The organism is Flavobacterium sp. TAB 87, from assembly GCF_001529295.1.
Taxonomy (GTDB): Bacteria; Bacteroidota; Bacteroidia; order Flavobacteriales; family Flavobacteriaceae; genus Flavobacterium.
This window is the reverse complement of sequence record NZ_LLWK01000033.1, coordinates 42,678-67,607: the sequence shown is the minus strand read 5'-3', so window position 1 is coordinate 67,607 and position 24,930 is coordinate 42,678. Positions and strand designations below refer to the sequence as shown.

At 34.1% G+C, this 24,930-nt stretch carries 29 protein-coding genes; 16 read left to right on the top strand and 13 right to left on the bottom strand.

Going from position 1 to position 24,930, the window contains the following annotated elements; all coding sequences use genetic code 11:
• The 3 genes from AP058_RS05035 (at nt 1) to AP058_RS05025 (ending at nt 2,442) form a co-directional block, all read left to right on the top strand.
• Nucleotides 1-1,029, top strand: a complete 1,029-nt coding sequence (locus AP058_RS05035) for an iron ABC transporter permease (protein WP_066307462.1) — start codon at nt 1-3, stop codon at nt 1,027-1,029.
• A 45-nt stretch (nt 1,030-1,074) separates the two neighbouring features.
• The gene (locus AP058_RS05030) at nt 1,075-1,464 is read left to right on the top strand and encodes a GxxExxY protein (protein ID WP_066307460.1); all 390 of its coding nucleotides are present in this window, start codon (nt 1,075-1,077) and stop codon (nt 1,462-1,464) included.
• Between the two features lie 201 nt (nt 1,465-1,665).
• A complete protein-coding gene (locus AP058_RS05025; RefSeq protein ID WP_066307459.1) occupies nt 1,666-2,442 on the top strand; it encodes an ABC transporter ATP-binding protein in 777 nt (258 codons plus the stop codon).
• Between the two features lie 110 nt (nt 2,443-2,552).
• On the opposite strand, the gene AP058_RS05020 is transcribed toward AP058_RS05025, so the two are convergent.
• From AP058_RS05020 to AP058_RS04995, 6 genes are all read right to left on the bottom strand, one after another.
• The gene (locus AP058_RS05020) at nt 2,553-3,008 is read right to left on the bottom strand and encodes a tRNA (cytidine(34)-2'-O)-methyltransferase (protein WP_066307458.1); all 456 of its coding nucleotides are present in this window, start codon (nt 3,006-3,008) and stop codon (nt 2,553-2,555) included.
• Nucleotides 3,009-3,048: 40 nt separating this feature from the next.
• Entirely contained in the window at nt 3,049-3,621 is a 573-nt protein-coding gene (locus tag AP058_RS05015; protein ID WP_066307705.1) for a pseudouridine synthase, read from the bottom strand.
• 76 nt (nt 3,622-3,697) lie between these two features.
• On the bottom strand, nt 3,698-4,888 hold the full coding sequence (locus AP058_RS05010; RefSeq protein ID WP_066307454.1) for an ectonucleotide pyrophosphatase/phosphodiesterase: 1,191 nt from the start codon (nt 4,886-4,888) through the stop codon (nt 3,698-3,700).
• A 73-nt stretch (nt 4,889-4,961) separates the two neighbouring features.
• On the bottom strand, nt 4,962-6,419 hold the full coding sequence (locus AP058_RS05005) for an outer membrane beta-barrel protein (protein ID WP_066307451.1): 1,458 nt from the start codon (nt 6,417-6,419) through the stop codon (nt 4,962-4,964).
• Nucleotides 6,416-6,967 (bottom strand): RNA polymerase sigma factor, encoded by a 552-nt coding sequence (locus tag AP058_RS05000; protein ID WP_066307449.1) that lies wholly within the window; start codon nt 6,965-6,967, stop codon nt 6,416-6,418. Before AP058_RS05000 ends, AP058_RS05005 begins: the two co-directional genes overlap by 4 nt.
• Before the next feature lie 123 nt (nt 6,968-7,090).
• Nucleotides 7,091-7,984, bottom strand: coding sequence for a protease complex subunit PrcB family protein (locus AP058_RS04995; RefSeq protein WP_066307446.1), 894 nt, complete (start codon nt 7,982-7,984; stop codon nt 7,091-7,093).
• Between the two features lie 157 nt (nt 7,985-8,141).
• Between AP058_RS04995 and AP058_RS04990 the strand changes: the two genes are divergently transcribed.
• The 4 genes from AP058_RS04990 to AP058_RS04975 all read left to right on the top strand — a co-directional run bounded on the left by AP058_RS04990 (nt 8,142) and on the right by AP058_RS04975 (nt 11,173).
• Nucleotides 8,142-9,500 carry a DNA recombination protein RmuC gene (locus AP058_RS04990; RefSeq protein ID WP_066307445.1) on the top strand — a complete coding sequence of 453 codons (1,359 nt, stop codon included), beginning with the start codon at nt 8,142-8,144 and terminating at the stop codon, nt 9,498-9,500.
• A gap of 10 nt (nt 9,501-9,510) precedes the next feature.
• Entirely contained in the window at nt 9,511-9,879 is a 369-nt protein-coding gene (locus AP058_RS04985) for a 6-phosphogluconate dehydrogenase (protein ID WP_066307443.1), read from the top strand.
• 3 nt (nt 9,880-9,882) lie between these two features.
• Complete coding sequence (locus AP058_RS04980; RefSeq protein WP_066307441.1) at nt 9,883-10,431, top strand: acyl-CoA thioesterase; 549 nt, start codon at nt 9,883-9,885, stop codon at nt 10,429-10,431.
• A gap of 202 nt (nt 10,432-10,633) precedes the next feature.
• Nucleotides 10,634-11,173, top strand: coding sequence for a YceI family protein (locus AP058_RS04975; protein ID WP_066307439.1), 540 nt, complete (start codon nt 10,634-10,636; stop codon nt 11,171-11,173).
• Here AP058_RS04975 and AP058_RS04970 read toward each other — a convergent pair.
• Entirely contained in the window at nt 11,165-12,082 is a 918-nt protein-coding gene (locus AP058_RS04970) for a TIGR01777 family oxidoreductase (protein WP_231739537.1), read from the bottom strand. The genes AP058_RS04975 and AP058_RS04970 overlap by 9 nt on opposite strands.
• A 93-nt stretch (nt 12,083-12,175) precedes the next feature.
• On the opposite strand from AP058_RS04970, the gene AP058_RS04965 reads away from it, so the two are divergent.
• The 5 genes from AP058_RS04965 to AP058_RS04945 are packed head-to-tail and all read left to right on the top strand — an operon-like array spanning nt 12,176 to nt 16,553.
• Nucleotides 12,176-12,835 carry a TetR family transcriptional regulator C-terminal domain-containing protein gene (locus AP058_RS04965; protein WP_066307437.1) on the top strand — a complete coding sequence of 220 codons (660 nt, stop codon included), beginning with the start codon at nt 12,176-12,178 and terminating at the stop codon, nt 12,833-12,835.
• Nucleotides 12,835-14,145, top strand: coding sequence for an AarF/ABC1/UbiB kinase family protein (locus AP058_RS04960; RefSeq protein ID WP_066307435.1), 1,311 nt, complete (start codon nt 12,835-12,837; stop codon nt 14,143-14,145). The genes AP058_RS04965 and AP058_RS04960 overlap by 1 nt, the downstream gene beginning before the upstream one ends.
• Nucleotides 14,146-14,430 (top strand): TIGR03643 family protein, encoded by a 285-nt coding sequence (locus AP058_RS04955; protein ID WP_066307432.1) that lies wholly within the window; start codon nt 14,146-14,148, stop codon nt 14,428-14,430.
• 10 nt (nt 14,431-14,440) lie between these two features.
• Nucleotides 14,441-15,124, top strand: a complete 684-nt coding sequence (locus tag AP058_RS04950) for an SDR family NAD(P)-dependent oxidoreductase (protein ID WP_066307431.1) — start codon at nt 14,441-14,443, stop codon at nt 15,122-15,124.
• Nucleotides 15,125-15,128: 4 nt separating this feature from the next.
• A complete protein-coding gene (locus AP058_RS04945; RefSeq protein WP_066307429.1) occupies nt 15,129-16,553 on the top strand; it encodes an SDR family oxidoreductase in 1,425 nt (474 codons plus the stop codon).
• Nucleotides 16,554-16,652: 99 nt separating this feature from the next.
• On the opposite strand, the gene AP058_RS04940 is transcribed toward AP058_RS04945, so the two are convergent.
• From AP058_RS04940 to AP058_RS04915, 6 genes are all read right to left on the bottom strand, one after another.
• Nucleotides 16,653-17,951, bottom strand: a complete 1,299-nt coding sequence (locus AP058_RS04940) for a deoxyribodipyrimidine photo-lyase (RefSeq protein ID WP_066307427.1) — start codon at nt 17,949-17,951, stop codon at nt 16,653-16,655.
• Nucleotides 17,951-18,412, bottom strand: coding sequence for an SRPBCC family protein (locus AP058_RS04935; RefSeq protein ID WP_066307426.1), 462 nt, complete (start codon nt 18,410-18,412; stop codon nt 17,951-17,953). Before AP058_RS04935 ends, AP058_RS04940 begins: the two co-directional genes overlap by 1 nt.
• 39 nt (nt 18,413-18,451) lie before the next feature.
• A complete protein-coding gene (locus AP058_RS04930; RefSeq protein ID WP_066307425.1) occupies nt 18,452-18,892 on the bottom strand; it encodes a sterol desaturase family protein in 441 nt (146 codons plus the stop codon).
• 83 nt (nt 18,893-18,975) lie between these two features.
• Nucleotides 18,976-19,815: a phytoene/squalene synthase family protein gene (locus tag AP058_RS04925; RefSeq protein ID WP_066307423.1), complete on the bottom strand. Its 840-nt coding sequence runs from the start codon at nt 19,813-19,815 to the stop codon at nt 18,976-18,978.
• A complete protein-coding gene (locus tag AP058_RS04920; RefSeq protein ID WP_066307421.1) occupies nt 19,812-21,278 on the bottom strand; it encodes an NAD(P)/FAD-dependent oxidoreductase in 1,467 nt (488 codons plus the stop codon). Before AP058_RS04920 ends, AP058_RS04925 begins: the two co-directional genes overlap by 4 nt.
• Before the next feature lie 36 nt (nt 21,279-21,314).
• Nucleotides 21,315-22,211, bottom strand: coding sequence for a MerR family transcriptional regulator (locus AP058_RS04915; RefSeq protein ID WP_066307419.1), 897 nt, complete (start codon nt 22,209-22,211; stop codon nt 21,315-21,317).
• A gap of 471 nt (nt 22,212-22,682) precedes the next feature.
• Here AP058_RS04915 and AP058_RS04910 point away from each other — a divergent pair, with 471 nt between their 5' ends.
• From AP058_RS04910 to AP058_RS04895, 4 genes are all read left to right on the top strand, one after another.
• The gene (locus AP058_RS04910; RefSeq protein WP_066307418.1) at nt 22,683-23,279 is read left to right on the top strand and encodes a Crp/Fnr family transcriptional regulator; all 597 of its coding nucleotides are present in this window, start codon (nt 22,683-22,685) and stop codon (nt 23,277-23,279) included.
• 105 nt (nt 23,280-23,384) lie between these two features.
• Nucleotides 23,385-23,855, top strand: coding sequence for a heme-binding protein (locus AP058_RS04905; protein ID WP_231739564.1), 471 nt, complete (start codon nt 23,385-23,387; stop codon nt 23,853-23,855).
• 6 nt (nt 23,856-23,861) lie between these two features.
• Complete coding sequence (gene uraH, locus AP058_RS04900; RefSeq protein WP_066307416.1) at nt 23,862-24,275, top strand: hydroxyisourate hydrolase; 414 nt, start codon at nt 23,862-23,864, stop codon at nt 24,273-24,275.
• A 174-nt stretch (nt 24,276-24,449) separates the two neighbouring features.
• On the top strand, nt 24,450-24,884 hold the full coding sequence (locus AP058_RS04895) for a heme-binding protein (RefSeq protein WP_369815131.1): 435 nt from the start codon (nt 24,450-24,452) through the stop codon (nt 24,882-24,884).
• Nucleotides 24,885-24,930 lie beyond the last annotated feature (46 nt).

Genomic DNA, 24,930 nt, shown 5'->3' with positions numbered 1-24,930 from the left:
TTGATCAATCAAAAACGCAATACCATTTTATTTGTTGTACTCGCGATAGGACTGGTTTTTTTATTCATCATCAACATTAGTTTTGGTTCAATAACAATTCCGTTCAAAGAAGTTTTTACGAGCTTGACAGGCGGAGAAGCCAGCAAATCTACTTGGGAATATATCATTATCAATTACCGTTTGCCCAAAGCCATTACCGCAATTTTAGTTGGAATGGGATTGTCAATTAGTGGTTTGTTAATGCAAACACTTTTCCGAAATCCACTCGCAGGTCCGTATGTTTTAGGACTCAGTTCAGGTGCGAGTTTAGGTGTTGCTTTTGTGATTTTGGGAGCAGGATTGTTGCCAGCTTTTTTGCGCGAAATGTTGCTGTCCTCTTACGGTATAGTATTGGCGTCCACACTCGGAAGTACACTAGTTTTGTTATTAGTATTAGTTGTTTCGCAGCGTTTACGAGATACAATGGCCATCTTAATTGTGGGATTAATGTTTGGTAGTTTTACGAGTGCGATAGTCGGTGTTTTAGCATATTTTAGTTCTGCAGAACAATTGCAAAAATTCACTTTTTGGTCGATGGGAAACCTTGGAAATCTTTCTTGGACTTCAATCATAATTTTATCTATTTGTGTCACTATTGGTTTGTTGGTAAGTCTTTCGAGTATAAAATCATTAAATGCACTTTTGTTAGGGGAGAACTATGCCAAAAGTTTAGGTCTTAATTTTGCTAAAATTCGTCTGATCATTATTTTTGCTACCGGTATTCTAGCAGGCAGCATAACCGCTTTTGCTGGCCCAATTGCCTTTATTGGTTTAGCTGTTCCGCATATTGCCAAACTAGTATTTCAAACCAGCAATCACGCGATTTTATTTTGGAGTACCTTGTTTTTTGGCGCAATGATTATGTTGCTTTGTGACGTGCTTTCTCAAATGCCTGGTTTCGACGTTACTTTACCCGTAAACGCCGTAACCTCAATTATAGGGGCACCGGTGGTCATCTGGTTGATGGTTCGGAAAAAAAGTTTTAGGTAAATTTAAACGCATAGAAACATAGTTTTTATTTCAAATAAATGATAGATGATTACTCAAAAGTATTTAGATGAACTAACGTATGAAGTCATAGGTGCCGCGATAGAGGTGCATAAGATCATTGGTAAAGGTTTACTTGAAAGTGTGTATCATCAGTGTTTAAAGGAAGAACTTACACAAAGAAAATTAAATTTCTTCACAGAGATGAAAGTTCCAATAATATATAAAAATAAGGAATTGAGTGCAGATTTAAGATGCGACTTATTTGTTGAGAATTGTTTAGTAGTCGAACTAAAAACATTTGCTGAAATAAGCGGACTGCATCATGCACAGCTTTTAACCTATATGAAACTTTTAAAAGCGCCAAAAGGAATTATAATAAATTTTAATTGTTTTAATATTTTTAAAGAAGGTCAAAAAACCTTCGTCAATGAATAATTTAAATTGCTACCCAAGTAATATCCATTTCAAGCTATGTGATAATTTACAAGTAATTACTATGTAACCTTTTTTGAAGAAAAAATATCCTATGTTTCTATGTGGTTAGATGAGGAAAATTGCAATTGAAGATAAGGGAATAAACGACATTTAGCATTGTTATAGCGTTATTCAAAATTGTACAAAAAAAATCGTCGCAAAATGAAAAATATTCTACAAACAAAAGATTTATCGATTGGATATAAAACCAATAAATCAGTTGTGATCATTGCTGAAAATTTAAACCTCAACCTGCAATCTGGTAAGCTGATTTCCTTAATCGGCGCAAACGGAATCGGAAAATCTACATTATTGCGAACGCTTACTGGAATTCAAAAGCCATTATCAGGCAGTGTTTTACTAAGTGGTAAAAACATTTTAGCATATAAAAACATAGAACTGGCACAAAACTTAAGTGTAGTTTTGACCGAAAAATTACCGCCAAGCAACTTGTCTATTTTTGAATTGGTCGCGTTAGGAAGACAACCGTACACCAATTGGATCGGAACTTTAACTCCCGAAGATATTGAGAAAGTAAATCTAGCGATGGAGTTGACGCAAATTACACATTTGTCTCATAAAAAACATTACGAAATAAGTGATGGACAATTGCAAAAAGTATTAATAGCGAGAGCACTAGCGCAAGATACACCGCTAATTGTTTTAGATGAACCCACTACACATCTCGATTTGTTGCACAAAGTATCACTTTTTAAACTCCTTAAAAAGTTGACCAAAGAAACTCAAAAAAGTATTTTATTTTCAACTCATGACGTAGATTTAGCCATTCAATTGAGTGACGAAATGATTATAATGACGCCCCAATTGGTAGTTCAAGACGAACCTTGCAACCATATTTCAAAAGGAAATTTCGCAACGCTATTCAAAGACGAGCACATTACGTTTGATGCGCAAAAAGGAAAGTTTGTAATTACTTAATTTTTTTCAGAAGCTTATCCAGCTATCCACTTGTATCTTTTCCTGGCTAAAAAAGCCAGCAAAAGGATACCGCTTCTATCTGGGCTACGGCAATAGTTTTCATATTACATTTAAACGTTCAATCCAATTTGTCGTTTTGCCTCACCAATTACAAAAGCAACCGAATTGGCAATATTAAAACTTCGAATTTTATCAGACATTGGAATCGTAAGATGATTGTCAAATAAAGCTAAAACTGCATCACTTAATCCGACACTTTCTTTTCCAAAAACCAACCAATCGCCATCTTTAAAGTTTGTTTCTAAATACGAAGTTTCTGCATGCGAACTCATTAAAAATACTCTGGTTTGATCTGGAATTTGTTGCGTCCACGCTGCTACGCTTTCGTATTCACTAACATCAAGATGCACCCAATAATCCAAGCCAGAACGCTTTAAGTTTTTGTCATTGATAACAAAACCGAAAGGATGAATCAAATGCAAACGGCTTTCAGTTCCTACGCACAATCGACCAATATTTCCTGTATTGTTAGGTATTTCGGGTTCAATAAGAACAATATTTAGCATTTTTTTAATTTGTAAAGTGAATGATTCAGTACTTTAAATACTATCCGAAAGTTTCAAAATCGGTAACTTCCAAAACATCTCCCGCGTTCAGAGTATTAAGTTTTACATTTCCCACACGAACGCGCACCAAACGCAAAGTAGGAAAACCAACTGCTGCAGTCATTTTTCTGACTTGTCGAAACTTTCCTTCAGTTACCGTGATCGATGCCCACGAAGTTGGTCCGTGGCGTTCGTCTCTAATTTTTTTACCTCTAATTCCAAAGTCTGGTTTTTCGGTAATCAAAAAAGATTGACAAGGTTTGGTGGTGTATTTGGTTCCGTTAAAACCAATTTCAACTCCTTTTTTCAATTCTTCGATCGCTTCTTGCGTGATGATACCATCAACTTGCACATAATATTCTTTTTCGACCTTTTTACTCCGAATTTGCTCGCTTACTTTTCCGTCCGTGGTCAATAAAAGCAATCCTTCAGAATCCTCGTCGAGACGTCCAATTGCCATTGTTCCCTCTGGAAAATTATGCAGTTCGCCCAACAGTTTCTTCGTCCTTTTCAATTCATAAACAAATTGGCTAAGATAGCCATACGGTTTAAAAAGGACGAAGTGACGGTGTATAGACATATAAAATAATTGAGGGCAAATTTAGTTTTTGGAATCCGGTATTGCTAGATCAAGTGTACAATAATGGTGCTTAATCTTTTAGTAATGATTTTATTTCGTTGAAGTCTCCATCCACAATTTCAATCTTTAAATCTAAAATATGTGCTATTAAAGTATAAACAGAAACATTCTGAAATGTTTTAACTTTTTTACCCACTTTAAAATTAGGTCCTTTTGCGTAAAAAATGGCATGCATGTCTTTATTTTTATTGTCATAACCGTGTGTACCGCCGCTAATCTTTTGACCTGTTGTGGCCGCCAAACTGTATCCTTTTCTAGCTTCTATAACATAATCTAATGTTCTGGGATTAGTGCCAAAATGCAAGCGTTTCGGAATTTCGCTTGGTTTCCAAAAATGGATGTGTTTTACTTTTTTTAAAGCCATTCCAATAGAATCTTTACAATCTGCTTTAGCCTTAATACTCATTATCGGATTGATAACTTTCGCGTACTCGACCCAACTTTCCTTTAAATAATTTGAAATTATTACCTTCTTATTGTCTGTAATGTCCGTCATTCCGTGATCTGAAACGATGATTAGATTAATTTCTTTTCCGATTGGTAACGCATCTAGTTTTCGAGTCAATTCGCCAACAATAGCGTTCATTTTGGCAACCATTTCTTTATTTTCTTTAGATAAAGGTCCGTATACATGCCCCGTGTGATCGGGTTCGTCAAAATAAAGAGTAATTAAGTGTGGTCTTTGAGCTTCAGGAAGTTGTAACCATTTTATAACTGTATCAATGCGGGTCTCATAAGGGACTCTGTCATCGTATTTCTTATAAATACTCGGACTTTTAGTTCCAGTATCAGAACCTGGCCAATAAAAAGACGCTGTTTTTATACCTTGTTCTTCCGCTACATTCCAAATTGGATTTCCTCCATAAAAGTCTGGATTGTTTTTAGCCGAAGTTGACAATGCAAAGGGAAGTTTGGTAAAAGGATCATAAAAATTATTGTTCACAATACCGTGGTGATCAGGGTACAATCCTGTGGCAATTGAATAATGATTGGGAAATGTTTTGGTAGGATAAGAGGGTTTCATCGACTTGGCTTTTACGCCTTCTGCAGCTATCTTTTCTAAATTTGATGTGTCAAAATATTTATAATAGTCCCAACGAAAACCATCTAAAGAAACTAAAACAACATACGGTTTCTCTGTTTTCTGAGCACTTATTGTTCCAACGAAGAGTAGGAATACGAAGTAAAATAAATTTTTCATTTTTCTATTGTAGAAGAACGGCAAAGATAAGCTTTTGGAACTTTTAAGTTGTTAAGAAAACTTTATTAGTAGTTTAAAAATTTACATTTATTCCAAAATTCAATCCCCATTGAAATTGATTGAAACTATTATTTTTAATTGGATTAATGTAGTAATTCATTCCTGGTTCAACAAACAAGTTGGTTTTTTTAAGAACCTCATATTGTATGGTGCTGCTTAATTTTGATCCATATACAAAATCATTTACTTGTAAGTTTTCCCCAATTGAGGTGCCGTCTAAAGTGACTTCGTTTGAAATTAATTTACCCAAAAAACCGCCTGTATTGAAACGAATATTTGCTTTTTTAGTGGTGAAAAGCGAGTACGAAATTTCCAACGGCATTTCTAAATACTGTAAATTTTGATCAATTGTTGCTGTAGCACTTGTTGAAGCTAATTCTTCGGCTGCGCTACTTTTATTGTTTGAATTGTCTGTACCGAAAACGTAGTTGTTATCAGAAGATAGATAGGCTACATTTTGATTGACTTTAAAAAAATCATTTGTCATGATGCCCATTGCCAAGTTCGTTTGTTTGTTGTAATAGGAAACATTTGCTAATGATTGGCCGAGTTCGCTTATTTTTAAGCCTGCACTAACGCCCCACTTTTTGTTGAGTTTGTAATTGGTCTTGAGACCGAAGGCAGCACTTTGTTTTGAGGCAACAGCGGCACCTAACACCTTTTTGTTTGAATAATTTGTTGAGTTAGCCACACCAGCATAAACTCCTACCGACCATTTGTCTGCACGTTCGTCTTGGATTATACTTTCAAGCTTATCTTTTGTTTCATCTGTTTTAGCGATTAAATTTTCTAACAGTTGCAATTCGTTCGCCACTTTTAATTTTATCACAGAATTCACAGAATCAATTTGCTTTTTGCTGAAAGAATTAGTGTTTTGATTTTGTAATGTTTGATTGTTTGCTGACTCTAAAGCTACAGCATTTGATTGTGAAAAGACAGTAACACTTGAATTTTGCAATGGATTGTTCAGTTGCTTATGATGTAGTACGTGCTTATCCAAACTGTTCTGTTGTGTTTTTTGAGTCACTGAAGACTTTATTGATTCCTTTGGTTTTTGCGGCCCATATTGATTCGATACTTTCAACTGATTTAGATTGTGTTTTTCTTTTACGTCTGCTGCTGTATCGGAATTATTCGAAACTATAGCGTTAACTTTTTCATTTTGAATGATTGTAACTGAATCTTGTATTTGTTCTTTATTTTTGATTTGATCCGATTCATCAATCACTATTTTGTTGCTAGTTTCAATTTTACTGTCATTTTTCATTAAGTTGTCATCAGAGAAAAGAAGTAAACCACCAAGTGAAAGACCGAGTACCAAACTTGCTGCAACAGACCACCAAAAAAAAGTGCGTTTTTTACGTTGAGGCTCATCAAGTTGTGCTGCGATACCTTCCCATACTTCTGGTGGAGGAGGGGTAGCATAACTTTCTAATGCTGAAAAAATATCTTCTATATTGGGTTTTTTCATGCTGTTTTAATATTAGATACGGCTAGAATCTTTTTTTGTAAAATGCTTTTGGCTCGGTTCAGGTTTGATTTGGAAGTGCCTTCGGTTATGCCTAATAATTGTGCAATTTCGCGGTGCTTTAATTTTTCAAAAATGTATAAATTAAAAACCGTTCGGTATTGGTCAGGAAGTTCCCTAATGTATTGTAGTAGTTTTTCTTGCGGAATACCATTTTCTTCTATTGGAACTTCTTCAGCTATTTTATCTTCGAAATCAGAGGCATCTATAAAAAAATTTTCTTTTTGTTTCTTTTTTAAAGTTTCTATCAGTTTGTTAATGAAAATTCTTTTCAGCCAACCTTCAAAACTACCTTCAAATTTATACTGATGCATTTTCTGAAAAACTATAACAAAAGCTTCTTGAAAAACATCTTTGGCGTCATCTTCATTTTTCATATACTTTAAGCAAATACCATATAAAACAGGAGAGAACAACTGGTATAATTCCAATTGTCCCCCTCTGTCATTGAGTAAGCACTTATTAATAAGTAAGTTTAAATTTTCGTCCAAAGAATAGTTTTTGTTGAAAAAAATATAAAATAATCGCTTGTAAAAGTACCATCTTAATTTTAAATACTGGCATTAAGTAAATGAGCGAGATATGTCAAAATAGCTGCAAGCAATGTAATTTTTTTATTGTAATGGACTGATCTTGTAGCTAGCAATACGATCTAAAACGGTCTTTTTAAATGCAATAATTTCAGCACTTTGGTCTTCAGTAGTATTAGTGTCAAAATAAACAGTAGTTATTTTACCTTCATTATGAAACTCAAAATAAATTCCGCCTCGATCTGCAGAATCTGGTGTCCCGTAAGTCTTTGTTTTTCCGCTTAAAGCGATAATTTCTGCAGGAACTGTTTTAGCAAAAGCGGTAAATTCACCTTTTTTTGTTAAAGACTTAAAATTGTATTTGGACATGTCATATTTGCCGTACTCAACATTTAAAAAAGCTTTGATATTTAAATCTGTCTCGCTGTAAAATGTCTGGCAGTTTGTTTCACAATTACCAAAGTACGTGCCTAAAACCACATAGTTTTTTGCGGGTGTAACTTTGTTAAAATAGATTGGTTTATCTGTTTTAGGAATCAATACAAAATGATGCGGGTTGTTTAATGCTTGTCCGTTCTCAGAACCTGCAGTGGGCTCATTTTCATAAAATTGAACAACTACTTCACATTCATTTTCTAAAATAGAACTTACTTTTATTTCGTAACCATTGGTTGCTTTAGTTCCGGCAAAAATTCCGATTAAGTAATTTTTTGTAAAATCAATAGCTGTCGGAATTGTTGCGTCGCCGCATGATGTTTCATTTTTCTTAAAAAACGAATCCATTTTTTCTTGGGTTTTTACAGCAATAACGCCAGATGTTGTGGGCATTGTTTTAATGGTATAATTGCATTCTACAGGATAGCTTGCGAAAGCGGTGTTTTCGTAATTACCGCAATTTTTGTAATCGTCTTGTGGATCGTTTAGATCGCAAGAACTAAAACCGATAGCTACAAAAAGCCCTAAAATAATGTTTCTCATAATTATAAATATATTTTTTTTATACCTAATAGACGACCGTACATCAAAAGGGTTGCGTGCAAATTGTACTTTAAGTATACTGCGTCGAAAAATCTGTGGTATTGATTAGTGTAATGGGTATTATTGCTTATTTTTACTTGTATATAAAAAGTAGTATATGCAAGATTTTCTTCCGATAGTTGTGGTGTTTGTAATTGCTTTTGCGACTGGATTTTTTACAGGAAAAATGGTCTTTTCTGTTAAGAATCGATCAGAAAGAGATGTTTTAGTCGAAAGAAATAATGCAGTAAATAATCAGTTGCAGGAGCAAAAAAACCGGGTAGTTGCCGATAAAAGTAGCTTCGAGAAACAAGTAGAATTGCTCCAAAATCAAATCGAAACAATTCGTACAGAGAAAGATAGCTTTGCGATTCAATTATCAAAGAAAGAAGTCGATTTTGAAAATTTGTGGGAACGCAACAAAGATCAAAAGACAGAAGTAGAGCAGTTACAGGAAAAGTTTACGAAAGAATTTGAAAATCTAGCGAATCGTATTTTAGAAGAAAAATCGACGAAGTTTACTGCTCAGAACCAAGAAAATTTAAAGAATATTTTGTCGCCTTTACAGGATAAAATTTTGAATTTTGAAAAAAAGGTGGAAGACACACACAAAGAAAGCATCGATTATCATGCAGCTTTACGAGAACAGATAAGAGGACTCAACGCGATGAATGAGCAAATGAGTAAGGAAACCTTGAATTTGACGAAGGCTTTAAAAGGTGATAGTAAAATGCAAGGCAATTGGGGCGAACTAGTTTTAGAACGAGTGCTCGAAAAATCGGGTTTAGAAAAAGGAAGAGAATATGATGTGCAGCAAAGTTATACCACAGATGAAGGTAATCGTGTTTTTCCAGATGTTGTAATTCATTTACCGGACGGTAAAAAAATGATTGTAGACTCGAAAGTATCTTTGACAGCCTACGAGAAATGGATTAATGAGGAAGAGGAAAGTCTCAAAAACAATTATTTAAAGCAACATGTTTTTTCGATAAAAAAGCATGTCGAACAACTGAGTGCAAAAAACTACCACGATCTCTATCAAATTGAGAGCCCAGATTTTGTGTTGCTTTTTATACCAATAGAACCTGCATTTGCGATTGCATTAAACGAAGACACCAGTTTGTATACCAAAGCTTTCGAAAAAAACATTGTCATTGTAACACCAACCACACTATTAGCCACACTGAGAACTATTGATAGCATGTGGGCCAATCAAAAACAACAGGAAAACGCATTTGAAATTGCGAGACAAGCAGGTGCGTTGTACGATAAATTTGAAGGTTTTGTAACCGATCTACAAAAAGTTGGCGTTAAGATAAAAGATGCCGAAAGCGAGTACGATAATGCCATGAAGAAATTGGTTGATGGCAGAGGAAACTTAGTAAGTAGTGTTGAAAAATTAAAAAAAATGGGAGCAAAAGCAAAAAAGTCATTGCCCGAAAATTTGGTTTCGCAGTCCAATATAAATAATAATTAATATAAAACATATGTTTAGAAAAGTAATAATAATTAGTGTTGTGGTCGTGATAGTGTCAATTGTGGGTTATTTGGCATTTATAAATTATGTCCCGTATAGCAATGGTATGCGCTCGGGCGAATTGATCAAACTAAGTAAAAGTGGCGCTGCTTTTAAAACCTGGGAAGGCGAGCTGAGTCAAGGTATTTCTGGAGCTCAAGTGTTTCGATTTTCAGTGCAGAGCGGTGATACCGAACTGATAGAGAAATTGCAAGGTTTGCAAGGTCATTATGTGGTGTTGAGTTATGTAGAGAAATACCAAGTATTTCCGTGGTGGGGTGATACACGTTTTTTTATCGTTTCTGCAAAAGAAGAAGTTTCTCCATTTAAAATAAAGTAAAAAATGACATCAAATTATAGAAATGTAGCCTGTTCAAAAATTAGTATATCTGAACTAATGTTGCCGTCGCATACTAATTTTAGTGGAAAAATTCACGGGGGTTATATTTTATCTCTGTTGGATCAAATTGCATTTGCGTCTGCATCTAAATACAGCGGGAACTATTGCGTGACTGCATCGGTTGATACCGTAAATTTTTTAAAACCAATCGAAGTGGGCGAACTGGTGACCATGAAAGCATCCGTAAATTATGTGGGTCGAAGCTCAATGATTATTGGTATTAGAGTAGAGGCAGAAAACATTCAAACAGGAGCAATTAAACATTGCAATTCCTCTTATTTTACAATGGTAGCCAAAGACAAAGAAGGTAAAAGTGTCGTTGTTCCTGGTTTAATTTTATCTGATTTGCATGAAGTGCGGCGTTATTTTAAAAGTCTAAAACTTATACAAGTGAAGAAAGAAATTGATGAGCATCAAGAAGAATTAGATTATACTTCGATCGAGGCATTGGCTAGTTTAGACGCACACAATGTACTTTTAGAACTGAATTAATTACATTCTATTTTAAGCGAATAAGAAATTAGGATGAAGTGGCTAATGGTTTCTATTTGCAATAGAAATTAAAAATATTAATCGGTTTTAATTGATTTTTAAGTACTTATTAAAACTATTGCGGCCAAATTTTCGTAACTTTAAGAGAGAGGATTTAGAAATCCTAAGTAGGGTTAGAACGAAAATTTAAATGCAGACGATTATGAAAAATATTACTTATCTACTTTTAGTAGTAATCAGCCAAGTTAGTACCGCCCAAAATAAAATGATCGCCACCAGCGGTCAGATTATATTCGAAGCTTCTGTACCTTTTTTTGAACCGATCAAAGCAACCGACAGTAAAGTTATGGTCACTTATGATCCTAAAACGCAAATGTTGGAATGTGTCAGTTACATCAGGAATTTTAATTTTGAATTGCCGCTAATGCAGAGACAATTTAATGAAAACTACATGGAGAGCAATCGGTATCCGAAAGCAGTTTTTAAAGGGAAAATCGAAAATTTTGTTAGTGCAAACGCTGACTTAATTCCAAAAGAATATACCCTCACTGGAAAAATGCAGTTGCATGGAAAATCGAAAATAATTAGTGTTAAAGCAATAATACAAAAAAATGCTAATGGAATTTTACTAACGTCTCATTTTATACTTGATCCAACAGACTTTAAAATAGAAATTCCATCGACAATTGCGGGTAAAATTGCTAAAACAGTTACTACCAATTTGGCAGCAAATTTACGATAAGGAATCTCTCAGCGCTTCTTCGATCGATTTATAACGAAAGATAAAATCAGTGTTTTCGATTTTTTGAGATGAAACGCGCTGTCCTTTCAGCAATAAATCACTCATTTCGCCCAAAGCTAACTTCAAAATAAAAGCAGGCACATTTGGCAACCACATTTTATAGCCGTAGACGGCGCACATTTTTTTAGAGAAATTTGTATTAGTATTAGAATCTCCCACTGCTGCATTGTAAGGGCCGCTCATTGTATTAGTTTTGATCGCATGAACATATATGCGGGACAAATCTTCTAGATGTATCCATGGCATATATTGTTTACCAGAACCCAAAGCTGCACCAAAACCATATTTAAAAACAGGAGTTAGTGGTTTTAAAAAACCACCATCTTTACCTAAAACTAATCCAGTTCTAATTTTTACAGTCCTAACGCCCATTGCGGCAATTGTATCAGCCGCTGCTTCCCATTTTTCACACACTTGACCTAAAAAATCAGTAGCAGGAGGATTTTCTTCGTGGCATATTTGTTCTGAAGTATAAGCGCCGTAAATACCAACGGCAGAAGCAGAAATAAATCCGTCTAAAATTTTATTGTTTTTCTGCAGACTATTATACAGCAATTGCAAAGAGTCTTCGCGACTAGCTACAATTTCTTTTTTTCTTTTTTCGGTCCAACGTGCACCAGCGATACTGGTTCCAGCTAAGTGAATGATGTAATCGGCTCTTAAAATTGCCTCGTTTTCGATCTCTTTCTTCTGTACATCCCAAGTGTAGTAGGTTACTTCTCTCGTGTTTTTTCTTTTACTGCGCGTCAGAATGCTAACCGAGAATCCTTCATCTAACAGCAAGTTCGTTAAGTGATTGCCTATAAATCCAGTACCGCCTGTTAGTAATATGTTTTTTTTATTTTTCACTGTTGTGTTTTTTAACATTACTTTTTGTTTAACGTTATGTAAATATACTTAAACATTCTGTATCTTTATACTCAAATTCAAAAAAAGTAAATAATGGCAACTCAAAAAGCAAAAATTACCAAAGACGCGATCGTGTCTTTATATATGAATTATGTTTTAGAACATGGAAAAGCACCCAAATCTGTTTATCTTTTTGCGAAGGAAAACAAGTTTGAAGAAAGCGAATTTTACGCGTTTTTCGGAACATTAGAAGGATTAGAAAAAGAAGTTTTTCAATTATTTTTTGTAAACACCATTAATCTATTGCACGCGCATGCAGATTATAACACTTACGGAATGAAAGATAAAATGCTTAGCTTCTACTTTACTTTCTTCGAATTGTTATCTGCAAACAGAAGTTACGTTATGCAAACATTAAAAAGCAATCCAAATCCCCTTAAAAATTTAACGCAGTTGACTTTGCTCCGTGAAAGTTTTAAGAAGTACACTAAAGAAATTTTAACCGACGAGTACCGAATTTCTCAAGAAAAGTTGCAAAATTTTCAAGACAAAGCCATTCAAGAAAGTGCCTGGTTACAATTAATGTATACGATAAAATTTTGGATGGACGATTCGTCTGCAGCTTTTGAGAAAACAGACATTTTAATCGAAAAATCTGTGACTACCACATTTGAACTTATGCGCATAGCTCCATTAAATCACTTGCTTGATTTAGGAAAATTTATTTTTAAAGAAAAAATCTATAATAAATAATGAAAAGTATCGATTATATACCAACTTCCAAAATAGAACGCGCAAGCAAATTGGTGCAAACGGGTGCTAAAATTGGAGTGAATTACATCAAATATTACGGAGAGAAAATCGTTAATCCAGAACTTTCACGCGATAAACTCAACGAAAATAATGCCGAAGACATTTACGATGGTTTAAAAAACCTAAAAGGGAGTGCTTTAAAAGTAGCGCAGATGTTAAGCATGGATAAGAACTTCTTGCCACAAGCGTATGTAGAAAAATTTTCACTTTCGCAGTTTTCTGTTCCGCCGTTGTCAGCTCCCTTAGTTTTAAAGACCTTTAAAAATAATTTTGGGAAAACACCTTATGAAATTTTTGATACGTTTAATGCCAATTCTGTGAACGCAGCAAGCATTGGGCAAGTACATTTGGCAGAAAAAGATGGTAAAAAATTAGCCGTAAAAATTCAGTATCCGGGTGTTGCTAATAGTATTTCGTCAGATCTAGCGATGGTAAAACCAATTGCAATTCGAATGTTTAATTTGCAAGGAAAAGATTCTGATAAATACTTTAAGGAAGTAGAAGATAAATTAATTGAAGAGACTAATTACTTATTAGAATTGGAGCAGAGCCAAGAAGTAGTAGATGCTTGCACGCACATTCCTAATTTACTTTTCCCTAATTATTACCCTGAATATTCTTCGGATAAAATAATTACCATGGATTGGATGACGGGTAAACATCTTTCAGAGTATGTTGTTACCAATCCAAATCAACAACAGCGCGATCAAGTGGGTCAGGCGCTTTGGGATTTTTACATGTATCAAGTTCACATTTTACGAAAAGTACATGCAGATCCACATCCGGGAAATTTTTTAGTAAATGACAAGCACCAATTAATCGCTTTGGATTTTGGGTGTATGAAAGCTATTCCGAATGACTTTTATGTTCCTTATTTTGAACTGATTAATAAACAAGTCATTGATGATAAAGAACTATTCAATAAAAAGTTATTTGAATTGGAGATTTTACGTGAAGATGACTCGGCTGAAGAAATAGTTTATTTCACTGAGATGTTTTACGATTTGTTGTCACTTTTTACACAACCTTTTCAGGAAGAAGAATTTGATTTTTCGAACGAAGGTTTCTTCGAAAATATTGGTAAATTAGGAGAACGTTTTTCAAAAGATACCAATTTGAAAAAAATGAATGGAAATCGGGGTTCTAAGCATTTCATTTATATGAACAGGACATTCTTCGGATTGTATAATTTAATGTTTGATCTAAAAGCTAAAATCAAAGTCAATAATTTCACACAATATAAAAAATAGATGATTCCAGTTTTTACAACCATAGAAACGGATCGAATTATTGAAATGGCGTGGGAAGATCGTACGCCATTTGAAGCCATAAAGTTTCAATTTTCGATCTCTGAGCAAGAAGTGATAAGCTTAATGCGAACCGAATTAAAGGAGTCAAGTTTTAAACGTTGGAGAAAAAGAGTACAAGGTCGAGCTGCTAAGCACGAACAAAAAAGAGTTTTTACTTTGGGACGTTTTAAATGCTCTAGACAAAGGGCAATTTCGGGAAATAAAATTAGTAAACGAGTGCAATAAAAAGTAGTAGATGAAAAATATAGTAATTGTAGGAGGAAGCAAAGGAATCGGAAAGGCGATTCTAGAAAAACAAGTTCAGGATAATTATGTTCATAATTTAAGTCGTTCTCAACCTGAAATTTCAAATTTTAATTTGAAACATTATTCGGTTAATATTTTGGAAGACGAATTACCAACTATTGAAGAAGTGGATACGCTTATTTATTGCCCAGGTTCAATTACTTTAAAGCCGATTCTGAATTTGACTTTGGATACCTTTAGAAACGATTACGAAATAAATGTAATTGGAGCTGTTCGTGCGATTCAACATTTTTTGCCACCACTTAAAAAATCTCCAAATGCAAATATATTACTATTTAGCACCGTTGCGGTCAAACTCGGAATGCCTTTTCATGCTAGCATTGCTGCAGCTAAAGCAGGAGTTGAAGGGTTAGTTCGTACATTAGGTGCAGAGTTGGCTTCAACTGTGCGAGTAAACGCTATTGCCCCAACTATTACGGAGACTGAATTGTCTTCGTCTATTTTAAGAAACGATAGAATGAAATTGTTAATGAAGGAAAGACATCCGCTGAAGAACTATTTACAACCTGAAGAAGTGGCTGGTTTGGCTGATTATTTAATTTCTGATTCAGCAAAATCGATTTCAGGTCAAGTTTTTCAAATGGATTACGGAATGGTAAGTTTTAAAATATAACACTATGAAAATTCTCTTAACTGGCGCTACGGGTTACATCGGAAAACGTTTGTTACCAATTTTGGTATTGAATGGTCATCACGTGGTTTGCTGTGTGAGAGATAAAAATCGTTTCTTTTGTCCTCCAGAATTGGCTTCGAATGTTGAAGTTATTGAAGTTGATTTTTTAAAAGAGGAAACGTTAAGTGTTATTCCAGAGGACATTGATTTTGCCTATTATTTAATTCACTCTATGGCGGGCTCAGATTCTAATTATGATGAGTTAGAGAAATTATCTGCTGAAAATTTTGTGAAACGATTATCTGACACTACAGTACAGCAAGTACTTTATTTAAGTGGAATTGTTAATGAAGAAAAGCTTTCGAAACATCTGGCATCGCGCAAGCAAGTAGAAGCGGTTTTAAATAAATCTCCTTTTGCAGTCACTACGCTACGTGCGGGAATTATAGTAGGTTCTGGTAGTGCGTCTTTTGAGATTATTCGCGATTTGGTAGAAAAGTTACCAGTAATGATCACGCCCAAATGGTTAAATACCAGATGTCAACCCATTGCTGTTACCGATGTGTTGGAGTTTTTGTATAAAAGTATGGGCGTCGAAGCAACTTTTAATAAAAGTTTTGATATTGGAGGTCCTGATATCCTCACATACAAAGAGATGCTGCTTGGTTTTGCAGCTGCAAAAAAATTAAAAAGATACATTATTACGGTCCCAATAATGACTCCCAAATTATCATCATATTGGCTGTATTTCGTTACGTCAACGTCATACAAATTGGCCTCTGCGTTGGTAAGTAGTATGAAAGTTGAGGTAGTTTGTCGAAACAATGACATCAATAAATTACTGGCTATTCATCCCATTGGGTACAAAGAAGCAATTGCGAAAGCGTTGGTCAAAATTGATGACAATATGATCGCTTCTAGCTGGAAAGATTCCTTGATTAGTGGCCGTTTCAATACTAGTCTTTCTGGTTTTATAAAAGTGCCTAAAAAGGATTGTTTTATAGACAGAAGAAAGCGCGAAATAATTGATTACGACTATACGATTAATAAAATCTGGTCTATTGGTGGGGAATCTGGCTGGTACTATGGCGATTGGTTGTGGCAACTTAGAGGCTTTATTGACAAACTTTACGGCGGTGTGGGATCGAGACGTGGCCGAACTAATAGAAACGAAATTCACTCTGGAGATGCACTCGATTTCTGGCGCGTTTTATATGCCAACAAAGAAGAAGGAAAATTGATTTTATTTGCAGAAATGAAATTACCAGGCGAAGCTTGGTTGGAATTTAAAATAATACGCAATAATTTATACCAATCAGCGACATTTAGACCCAAAGGTTTTTGGGGAAAATTATACTGGTACTCGGTGCTTCCTTTTCACGGATTCATTTTTAAAGGAATGCTCAACAGTTTAATCGATAAAAAGTAAATATTTTAGAATTATAAATTAAATATGTGACTTTAATTCAATTTATTTTCACAATTATACAGACAAAATAATAAAATAATCAACTTCTAATTTTAAAACTTATTTCTGTTGAAGTCCAGTTTTATAAGCGGTTAAAGCACGATCTCTTGCCATGGCATGTTCTACCATAGGTTTTCCATAACCCAAATCGAATTCAGATATCCAAGTGCGGACATATTCTCCTTTAGCATCAAATTTTTTAAGTTGAATTTCAGGATTAAAAACGCGGAAATACGGCGCAGAATCACAACCCGTTCCAGCTGCCCATTGCCAGTTTCCTACATTCGAAGCGAGTTCAAAATCTAATAGTTTTTCCGCAAAGTAGGCTTCGCCCCATTGCCAACTAATTAGTAAATGTTTACATAAAAAACTTGCTACAACCATTCGTACCCTATTGTGCATGTATCCTGTTTCGTTTAACTGACGCATTCCTGCATCAACCATTGGGTAACCCGTTTTTCCCTCACACCACAGTTTAAATTCTTCAGGATTATTTCTCCATTGAATTCCATCATAAGCCGATTTAAAATTATGATTGACTGAATTGGGAAAATGAAATAATATCTGCATAAAAAACTCTCTCCAAACTAATTCGTTTAAAAAGGTAGCATTTTTATGGGAAGCCCAGTGTGCAAGTTTTCTAATGCTTACAGTGCCAAAACGTAAGTGTGGAGACAAGTAAGTAGTAGAATCTAAAGAAGGAAAATTTCTAGTTTCTTCATACGTAGCAACTCCCTTTAAATTGTGCTCTCTTACCGAAATCGAGCTTCTTACAAAACCAATAGATTCTAACGTTAGAAAACTAAAATTGCTTTTGTAGAAATTCGAACTGTTGTTTTTTAATTCGTCTAGTGGTTGCTGTTTTAATGTTTCAAACTTTTGTACCCATTTATTTTTGTAAGGGGTATAAATGGTATAAGGCAAACCATCTGCTTTAGTAATTTCGCTTTCTTCGTAAATTACGTGGTCTTTAAAAACACTAACTTTTACTTTATTTGATGAAAGCAAAGCTGAAATTTCTGCATCTCGTTGCAAAGCATACGGTTCATAATCTTTATTAAAATAAACTTCTTCAATATCGTACTCTTCTAGTAAGTCAAACCAGACCTGATGTGTTTTTCCTTTGCGGATTATAAGAGAACTTTCAAAATCAGTTAATTCCAAATTTATTTTCTCTAGACTCTCATATATAAAAGTTACGCGAGCATCATCCTTTGGAAGTTGCTCGAGAATTTCATCATCAAAAATAAATAGTGGAATTACCGGAAAATCAGATTTCAATGCGTTCCACAAAGCAATATTATCATCCAAGCGTAAGTCACGACGAAACCAAAAAAATGTAACAGGAATAGTATTCATTATTTTTTATTAAAAAGCTGTTCTACTTTTTGATGGCGGTATTTAAAGATTGTTTCTAGTTGTTTCTCAATAACAAGGCTGTTCATTATTCGACCGATAAACCCTAGCGGAACGCCGTAGTGCACCACATCAGTCATCAAAGTTCCTTGTGGAGTTTCTTCAAAATAATGTTTGTGATGCCAAAAAGAATAAGGGCCAAAACGCTGCTCGTCTATAAAAAACTCTTTGTCTCGAACCGTTGTAATTTCGGTAACCCAACTCATTTTTATTCCCAATAGTGGCGAAATTTTGTAGGCAATTATTTGTCCTTGATACATTTTTTTCTGATCAAAATCGGTTACTTGAAAACCCATTGTTGCTGGTGTAATCTTTTGTAAATTACTCGGATCAGAAAAAAAATGCCAACACTCTTCGAGACTGGCATCAACTAATTGCTTGCTTTCTTTTTTATATAGTTTCATTAAACTGCGGTTTTTTGTTGTATTATAATTCTATTACAATTATATTTTATAATATTTAAAAGGAACAAACAGCATTCCGAAGCATTCTCCGTGGTGTTTGCCTAAATGTTTGTGGTGCACTTTGTGTGCTTTTCTAAGTCCGATGAGGTACTTGTTATTGGTATGTTTAAACCATTTAAAGCGCTGGTGAATTAGAACATCGTGAATTAAAAAATAGCAAATTCCGTATAAAGTGATGCCACATGCAATAAAGAACATGTAATTGAAACCGCCTTGAACACCAAAGTAGAACAAGACAATGCTTGGAACGGCAAAAATGACAAAAAACACATCATTGCGCTCAAAAGTGTTCTCGTATTTGGGCTGATGATGATCAGCATGGAAATACCATCCCAAACCGTGCATGATATATTTGTGTGTAAGCCAGGTCACACATTCCATGAAAAGAAAAACGCCAAGAAATATTAGGAAGAAAATCATTTTATATTTATTAAAATTATAATTCAAGTGCTATGACCAGATCTCATTTTTAAAAATAGTGTAGTATTTGTATATTTTAAAGCCTACACTAATTTTAATTTGTAACTAACAAAAGACTGTGCTAAAAGTCCTGCTTTAGTATAATTAGAAACTCGAATTCGTGTGTTGCCAATTTCATGAGAAGGCGTGTTTTCTAGTTTTCTAAGCAGTTTTCGATAGTAAACGTACGCTGTATAAACGCCGAATTTTGCTTCGATTGGTAATTTTTTAATGCCTTCTTTCGCAACTCTAAAGTCTTCTTCAATTTCGGCAATAATCATTGCTTTTGCATTATCATCAAACGAATTTAAGTCGACCCCAGGAAAATAATTGCGGTTCAGTACCAGATTGTCATCTTTTAAATCTCTTAAGAAGTTCACTTTTTGAAAAGCGGATCCAAGTCGCATCGCTTCATGTTTCAACTTGTCGTAGCGTTCTTGTTGACCAGCAACGAATACTTTTAAACACATTAAGCCCACCACATCAGCAGATCCATAAATGTAATCGTCGTATTCTGCTTTGGTATTGTAATCGGATTTTATTAAATCCATTTTCATGCTTTTTAAGAACGACTGAATTAATTCGTCACCAATATTAAATTCTCTTACAGTTTGTTGAAAAGAATTTAAAATAGGGTTTAAACTAATTCCGTTTGCAAATGCTTTGTAATATTCTGCTTCAAAATCATCCAACAATGCCTGTTTGTCAAAATCATGAAAAGAGTCTACAATTTCGTCTGCAAAACGAACAAACCCGTAAATACTATAAATCGCTTCGCGAATGCTTGGTGCAAGCATGTAGACTGCTAGCGAAAAGGAAGTACTGTAACTTTGCGTAACTAGCTTGCTGCATTTAAAGGAGGTATCATCAAATAACTGTTTCATCTTTTTGAGTTTTTTTGGATTAGTTGTGCCACTAATTTTCCTGAAATTAGTGCGGGTGGAACTCCTGGACCAGGAACTGTTAATTGACCTGTAAAATAGAGATTCTTAACTTTTTTACTTTTTAATTTAGGACGTAAAAAAGCGGTTTGTAATAAGGTATTGGCCATGCCGTATGCATTTCCTTTGTATGAGTTGTACTCTGATACAAAGTCATTCTTGCAAAACGACTTTTTAAATATAATGTTTTTTCGGATATCTTCGCCTGTAACTTGCTCGAAACGTGTAATTATTTTTTCGAAGTATTCTGATCTAAGTGCTTCAGTGTCATTAATTCCAGGAGCTAAAGGAATCAGGAAAAAAGCACTTTCCATTCCTTCTGGTGCAGCAGTTGCATCGGTCTTAGAAGGAAAATTAGCATAAAATAAAGGATTGTCTGGCCATTTCGGACTGTCATAAATATCTGCAGCGTGTTGATCAAAATCAACATCAAAAAACAAAGCATGATGCGATAGTGATTCAATTTTTTTATCAAAACCTACAAAAAATAATAATGAAGAAGGAGCAAATACGCGACTATCCCAGTATTTTTCAGAATACATTCTAAATTCTTTATCTAATAAAGTTTCGGTATGATGGTAATCAGCGCCACTTACAATAATATCAGATTCGATTCGCTTACCGTTAATAACCAAGGCTTTCGCCGAATTATTATCGACCACAATCTTTTCGATATTGGCATTGGTTTGAAAAACAACTCCAAGTGACTGCGCGAGAGTTGTCATTGCTTGCACAACATCATGCATGCCTGTTTTAGGATGCCATGTACCTAAACCAAAATCGGCATAATTCATAAAACTGTAAAACGAAGGCGTGTCACTTGGTTTGGCTCCAAGAAATAACACGGGAAACTCCAAAATCTGGATAAGTTTAGGATTTTTAAATTCACTTCGAACATCTTTACTTATATTACTAAAAAACTGTCCAACTCTTGCAGCTGTTTTTGGTGTAATAAGTTCAAATATAGATTCACCAGGACGATATACTAAGTCTTTTATAGCGATATCATAGTTGCGTTTGGCTTCTTCCATAAACGAAACAAGTTTACGGCCACTACCTTGCTCTAAATTTTCAAAAACTGCAGCTATTTCGGGTAGATTATCAGCAATATTAATAAAATTATCCACCCCGTAATACACACGATACGCAGGATTAAGTTTAATTAACTCATAATAATCGGATGTCTTTTTATTAAAGTCAGCAAAGAAACGTTCAAAAACGTCTGGCATCCAGTACCAACTTGGTCCCATGTCAAAAGTAAAGCCTTCAATTTTTAATTGTCTGGCTCGACCGCCAATGGTATCGTTTTTTTCATAAACCGTTACGGCGTAGCCATCTTGAGCCAAATAACATGCCGCTGAAAGCGACGAAAAACCAGAACCTATTATAGATATATTTTTTTTCATTTGTTTAACAAATATATAAAAATATTAAACAAAAAACTAAATCGCAGCTACTAAATCATCAATAGATTTAAAAGCAGTAATTCGTGAGTTTAAATTTTTGATTTCTAAATGAGCGGTCATTTTACCAATGAGCCAAATTTCGTTTGTATTTCCCAGCAATTCGTCACTCATCTGTTGTACATACTCGTTGACTATGTTAGGATCGGGTTGCACGGTCATGTAAGATATAAAAACAATTGATTCAAAATGCTTTCTTAAATCTTTAAGGTTTTCTATTGGCATACTTTCCCCTAAATAGATACTTTTATATCCTAATAGCAATACCTCGTATTGCAAGTACATCAATCCTAATTCGTGAATCTCGTTTAAAGGCAGCGAAAGAACAAAGACTTTAGACGTATTTCTAGGAGGTAAAACTTGAAGTTTCTCGGTATTGATTAATAATTTTTGCTTAATCAAATAACTTATAAAATGCTCGTGAGCTGGAGTTATAGTGTGGGACTGCCATAGTAAACCCAATTCGTTTAATAGCGGAATAAATACCTCGTTAAAGACTTCTTTGAATGTTTTCTCGGCAATTAACCAATTAAAAGTGTTAAAAAACAATTCTTGATCAAAATTCATCATTGCCATTTTGAAGGCGCTGATGGCATGATTTTTTGCGTTTTTATTCGAAATGATTTCACGCACTAAAATTGGAATATTTTCTGGTGCGTAAGTAGCTATTTTAGAAATTTTATAGCCGTACTCATGCAGTAAAGTGATATTTAGTAATTTTTGAAGACTGGCAATATCATACAAACGAATATTAGTGTCAGTTCGCATAGGTTCTAAGATGTTGTATCTTTTTTCCCAAATACGTATAGTATGTGCTTTAATACCAGAGAGATTCTCTAAGTCTTTAATACTGAAAACACTTTTTATATTGTTCATCATTTATGGAAATTTAATAAACAAAAGTATAGTTTTTTTTCAAATAAGAACCTAAAAGTATAATTTAAATCGAGATAGATATTTGTTGTCGTCCTTTTGTAAGTATATTTTCAATAATAATGAAGCGTCAATTGTGCTTTGCGATGCTGTGTAAACTCTTTTAAAATTGCTGTTTCTCTGCCATCTTTATAATCGTCAGTTATAGCAGGCTTAAAAATTATAAATATTAATAAATTAAAAAATTAAATCTTCAAGAGCAAGTTTTTAATTTGCGTTAGAATCTCTTCGATACATAGTTTTGTCGGTTTTTAAGATTAATTTAATATTTAAGCAATTACTTGTTGAACTAGTTCAAGAGTTAGTTTTTAGGAATCGTTTTAATTTTGCCGATGAAGAATAAACAAAAATAGTAAAGTGAAATAGTTGATTTTCTTTTGAAATAGTGATTTTAGAATTTTGTAAATTAGCTGTATGATTATATATACTTCTTTTCAAGAAAATATTTTAAAATACGTTGACTTATCTGAAGACGAATTGGCACATTTTACTTCTTTTTATTCTCTTCAGAAAATAGAAAAAAATACTATTATTTTAAAACAAGGCGAGGTTTGTGAATTTGAAAGTTACGTAATTGAAGGTTGTTTTAAGATTTTTTATCAAGGTGAAAATATTAAGGAGCACATACTGTATTTTGCTATTGAAGATTGGTGGATTTTGGATGTCGGAAGCTTTGTTTCAGGTCAAATGTCAAAACTAAATATTCAAGCATTAGAAGATTCAGTGGTATTAACAATTAGTAAAGCTGCAAAAGAGCAATTGTACGAAGATATTCCGAAAGTAGAAAAGCTGTTCCGAATAATGAATCAAAAATCGTTAGCATCCATGCAATTGCGAATAATTAGTATGCTTCATAAAAATGCAGATAAGAGATATTTAGATTTTAATGAACGGTATCCGACATTGTCGCAAAGAATAGCACAGCATCAAATTGCCGCGTATTTGGGAATTTCGCACGAGTTTTTGAGTAAAGTAAAAAAAAGAATTTTGCTTAATAAAAAGGAGTTCTAAATTCTTTTAGAATTTAGAACTTAGCATCAAATGAAAATTACAATCAAAAATAATTTGCTCATAATTAAATAAATATAAAAAATGGAAAAAAGAAAATGTGTGTTGATGGCCATAATACTCTTTATATCTTGTAATTTGTCTGCACAGTACGTCGAAAAACTGAGTAGTTTAAATCAAGCTGGTGCATTAAAATTAGCAGAAATGGCGAATGTTGAAGCTAAAAAACTCGATAAAAATGTATCCATTGCAGTGCTTAATTCTTCGGGTGTAGTTTTACTTTTGCTTAAAGCAGATAATGTTGGGCCGCACAATACGGAGGCTTCTAGAAGAAAAGCTTACACATCGCTTTCTACAAAGACCGCGAGTTATATATTGATGAAAAATGCCACTACAACTGAAGACGCAAAGAACTTAAACACGCTACCAGAACTGTTGTTGTTAGGAGGTGGTGTTCCTATTTGGCAAAACGGAGAATTAGTTGGAAGCTTAGGTGTTTCTGGGGGAGGTAGCGGAGAAAATGACCATAATATTGCGTTGAAAACTGTAGAGAATTTAGGATTTAAAACAAATAAATAATAGAACATGAAAACAAAGAATTTTTTTATCGTCTTAATGCTTGCTATAGCAAGTGTTAGTTTTGCACAGGAAGCAAAATACCAATTGTCAAGTCATATTTTAGATATTACTAAAGGAGAACCTGCTCCAAATGTAAAAATTAGTCTTTCTAAACAAGATCTAAAAGGTAAATGGACTCTAATTGATGAGAAAATCACCGATGCAAATGGCCGTATCCCTGATTTTCTAAAAGAAACTAAAGAAGGTAATCATAACGGTATCTATAAACTAACTTATTTTACAGAACCTTATTTTACAAAATTAAATCAAACGTCTTTTTATCCTTTTATAGAAGTTGTATTTGAAATTAAAGATGGTAAGCATTATCATGTTCCAATTACTTTATCTGCTTTTGGATACGCGACGTACAGAGGCAATTAATAAAAAGAGAGTTTAAATTTTGTGTCGCTATATCAAGAATAGAGGTGCATGCATAATGTTCAAAGTGTATATGGTTTTTAAGCTATTTGCGTTTTGAACATTATTTGTATTAAAACTTTAAAAAATTAAAACATGAAGAAGCTCTTCTTACTATTTCTTATAAATTTTTGCACAATGATAAATGCTCAAAACAACGGTATAACAGAACCTGTATTGACAGGTAGTATGGCAGCCCAAATGGCTCAAGCCGCTTTTAATGAAGCCGAAAAACAAGGTCTGTTTGTAACAATTACTATTGTAGATAAGTCAGGACAAACGCTTGCGGTTATTAGACACCACAATGCTGGCGTGCATACTATTAGAGCAAGCTACAAAAAAGCATTTACCGCTTGCTCTCAAAAAAGGGAAACCGCTGTAATTGCAAAAGGCATCAAAGACGGTTCTATTCCTGAAGACATTCGTTTTTTGGATGAAAATATATTAATAATGGATGGTGGAATTCCAATTTTTATAAATGAGAAAGTTGTCGGCGGCATAGGTGTTGGCGGTGCGCACGGTAGTGAAGATGTTCGTATTGCAAAAGCTGGATTGAAAGCGATGAGTCAGTAATTTTTTTAAGTCGTTGCTTTTTATCAATTTATAATGCGTTTACATA

Bases quoted from the DNA above. Each gene is read 5' to 3' on its own strand.
- AP058_RS05030 (WP_066307460.1), top strand. From the start codon at position 1,075: ATGATTACTCAAAAGTATTTAGATGAACTAACGTATGAAGTCATAGGT.
- AP058_RS05025 (WP_066307459.1), top strand. From the start codon at position 1,666: ATGAAAAATATTCTACAAACAAAAGATTTATCGATTGGATATAAAACC.
- AP058_RS05020 (WP_066307458.1), bottom strand. From the start codon at position 3,008: ATGCTAAATATTGTTCTTATTGAACCCGAAATACCTAACAATACAGGA.
- AP058_RS05010 (WP_066307454.1), bottom strand. From the start codon at position 4,888: ATGAAAAATTTATTTTACTTCGTATTCCTACTCTTCGTTGGAACAATA.
- AP058_RS05005 (WP_066307451.1), bottom strand. From the start codon at position 6,419: ATGAAAAAACCCAATATAGAAGATATTTTTTCAGCATTAGAAAGTTAT.
- AP058_RS04995 (WP_066307446.1), bottom strand. From the start codon at position 7,984: ATGAGAAACATTATTTTAGGGCTTTTTGTAGCTATCGGTTTTAGTTCT.
- AP058_RS04990 (WP_066307445.1), top strand. From the start codon at position 8,142: ATGCAAGATTTTCTTCCGATAGTTGTGGTGTTTGTAATTGCTTTTGCG.
- AP058_RS04985 (WP_066307443.1), top strand. From the start codon at position 9,511: ATGTTTAGAAAAGTAATAATAATTAGTGTTGTGGTCGTGATAGTGTCA.
- AP058_RS04980 (WP_066307441.1), top strand. From the start codon at position 9,883: ATGACATCAAATTATAGAAATGTAGCCTGTTCAAAAATTAGTATATCT.
- AP058_RS04975 (WP_066307439.1), top strand. From the start codon at position 10,634: ATGAAAAATATTACTTATCTACTTTTAGTAGTAATCAGCCAAGTTAGT.
- AP058_RS04965 (WP_066307437.1), top strand. From the start codon at position 12,176: ATGGCAACTCAAAAAGCAAAAATTACCAAAGACGCGATCGTGTCTTTA.
- AP058_RS04960 (WP_066307435.1), top strand. From the start codon at position 12,835: ATGAAAAGTATCGATTATATACCAACTTCCAAAATAGAACGCGCAAGC.
- AP058_RS04955 (WP_066307432.1), top strand. From the start codon at position 14,146: ATGATTCCAGTTTTTACAACCATAGAAACGGATCGAATTATTGAAATG.
- AP058_RS04950 (WP_066307431.1), top strand. From the start codon at position 14,441: ATGAAAAATATAGTAATTGTAGGAGGAAGCAAAGGAATCGGAAAGGCG.
- AP058_RS04945 (WP_066307429.1), top strand. From the start codon at position 15,129: ATGAAAATTCTCTTAACTGGCGCTACGGGTTACATCGGAAAACGTTTG.
- AP058_RS04940 (WP_066307427.1), bottom strand. From the start codon at position 17,951: ATGAATACTATTCCTGTTACATTTTTTTGGTTTCGTCGTGACTTACGC.
- AP058_RS04935 (WP_066307426.1), bottom strand. From the start codon at position 18,412: ATGAAACTATATAAAAAAGAAAGCAAGCAATTAGTTGATGCCAGTCTC.
- AP058_RS04930 (WP_066307425.1), bottom strand. From the start codon at position 18,892: ATGATTTTCTTCCTAATATTTCTTGGCGTTTTTCTTTTCATGGAATGT.
- AP058_RS04925 (WP_066307423.1), bottom strand. From the start codon at position 19,815: ATGAAACAGTTATTTGATGATACCTCCTTTAAATGCAGCAAGCTAGTT.
- AP058_RS04920 (WP_066307421.1), bottom strand. From the start codon at position 21,278: ATGAAAAAAAATATATCTATAATAGGTTCTGGTTTTTCGTCGCTTTCA.
- AP058_RS04915 (WP_066307419.1), bottom strand. From the start codon at position 22,211: ATGAACAATATAAAAAGTGTTTTCAGTATTAAAGACTTAGAGAATCTC.
- AP058_RS04910 (WP_066307418.1), top strand. From the start codon at position 22,683: ATGATTATATATACTTCTTTTCAAGAAAATATTTTAAAATACGTTGAC.
- AP058_RS04905 (WP_231739564.1), top strand. From the start codon at position 23,385: ATGGCCATAATACTCTTTATATCTTGTAATTTGTCTGCACAGTACGTC.
- uraH (WP_066307416.1), top strand. From the start codon at position 23,862: ATGAAAACAAAGAATTTTTTTATCGTCTTAATGCTTGCTATAGCAAGT.
- AP058_RS04895 (WP_369815131.1), top strand. From the start codon at position 24,450: ATGATAAATGCTCAAAACAACGGTATAACAGAACCTGTATTGACAGGT.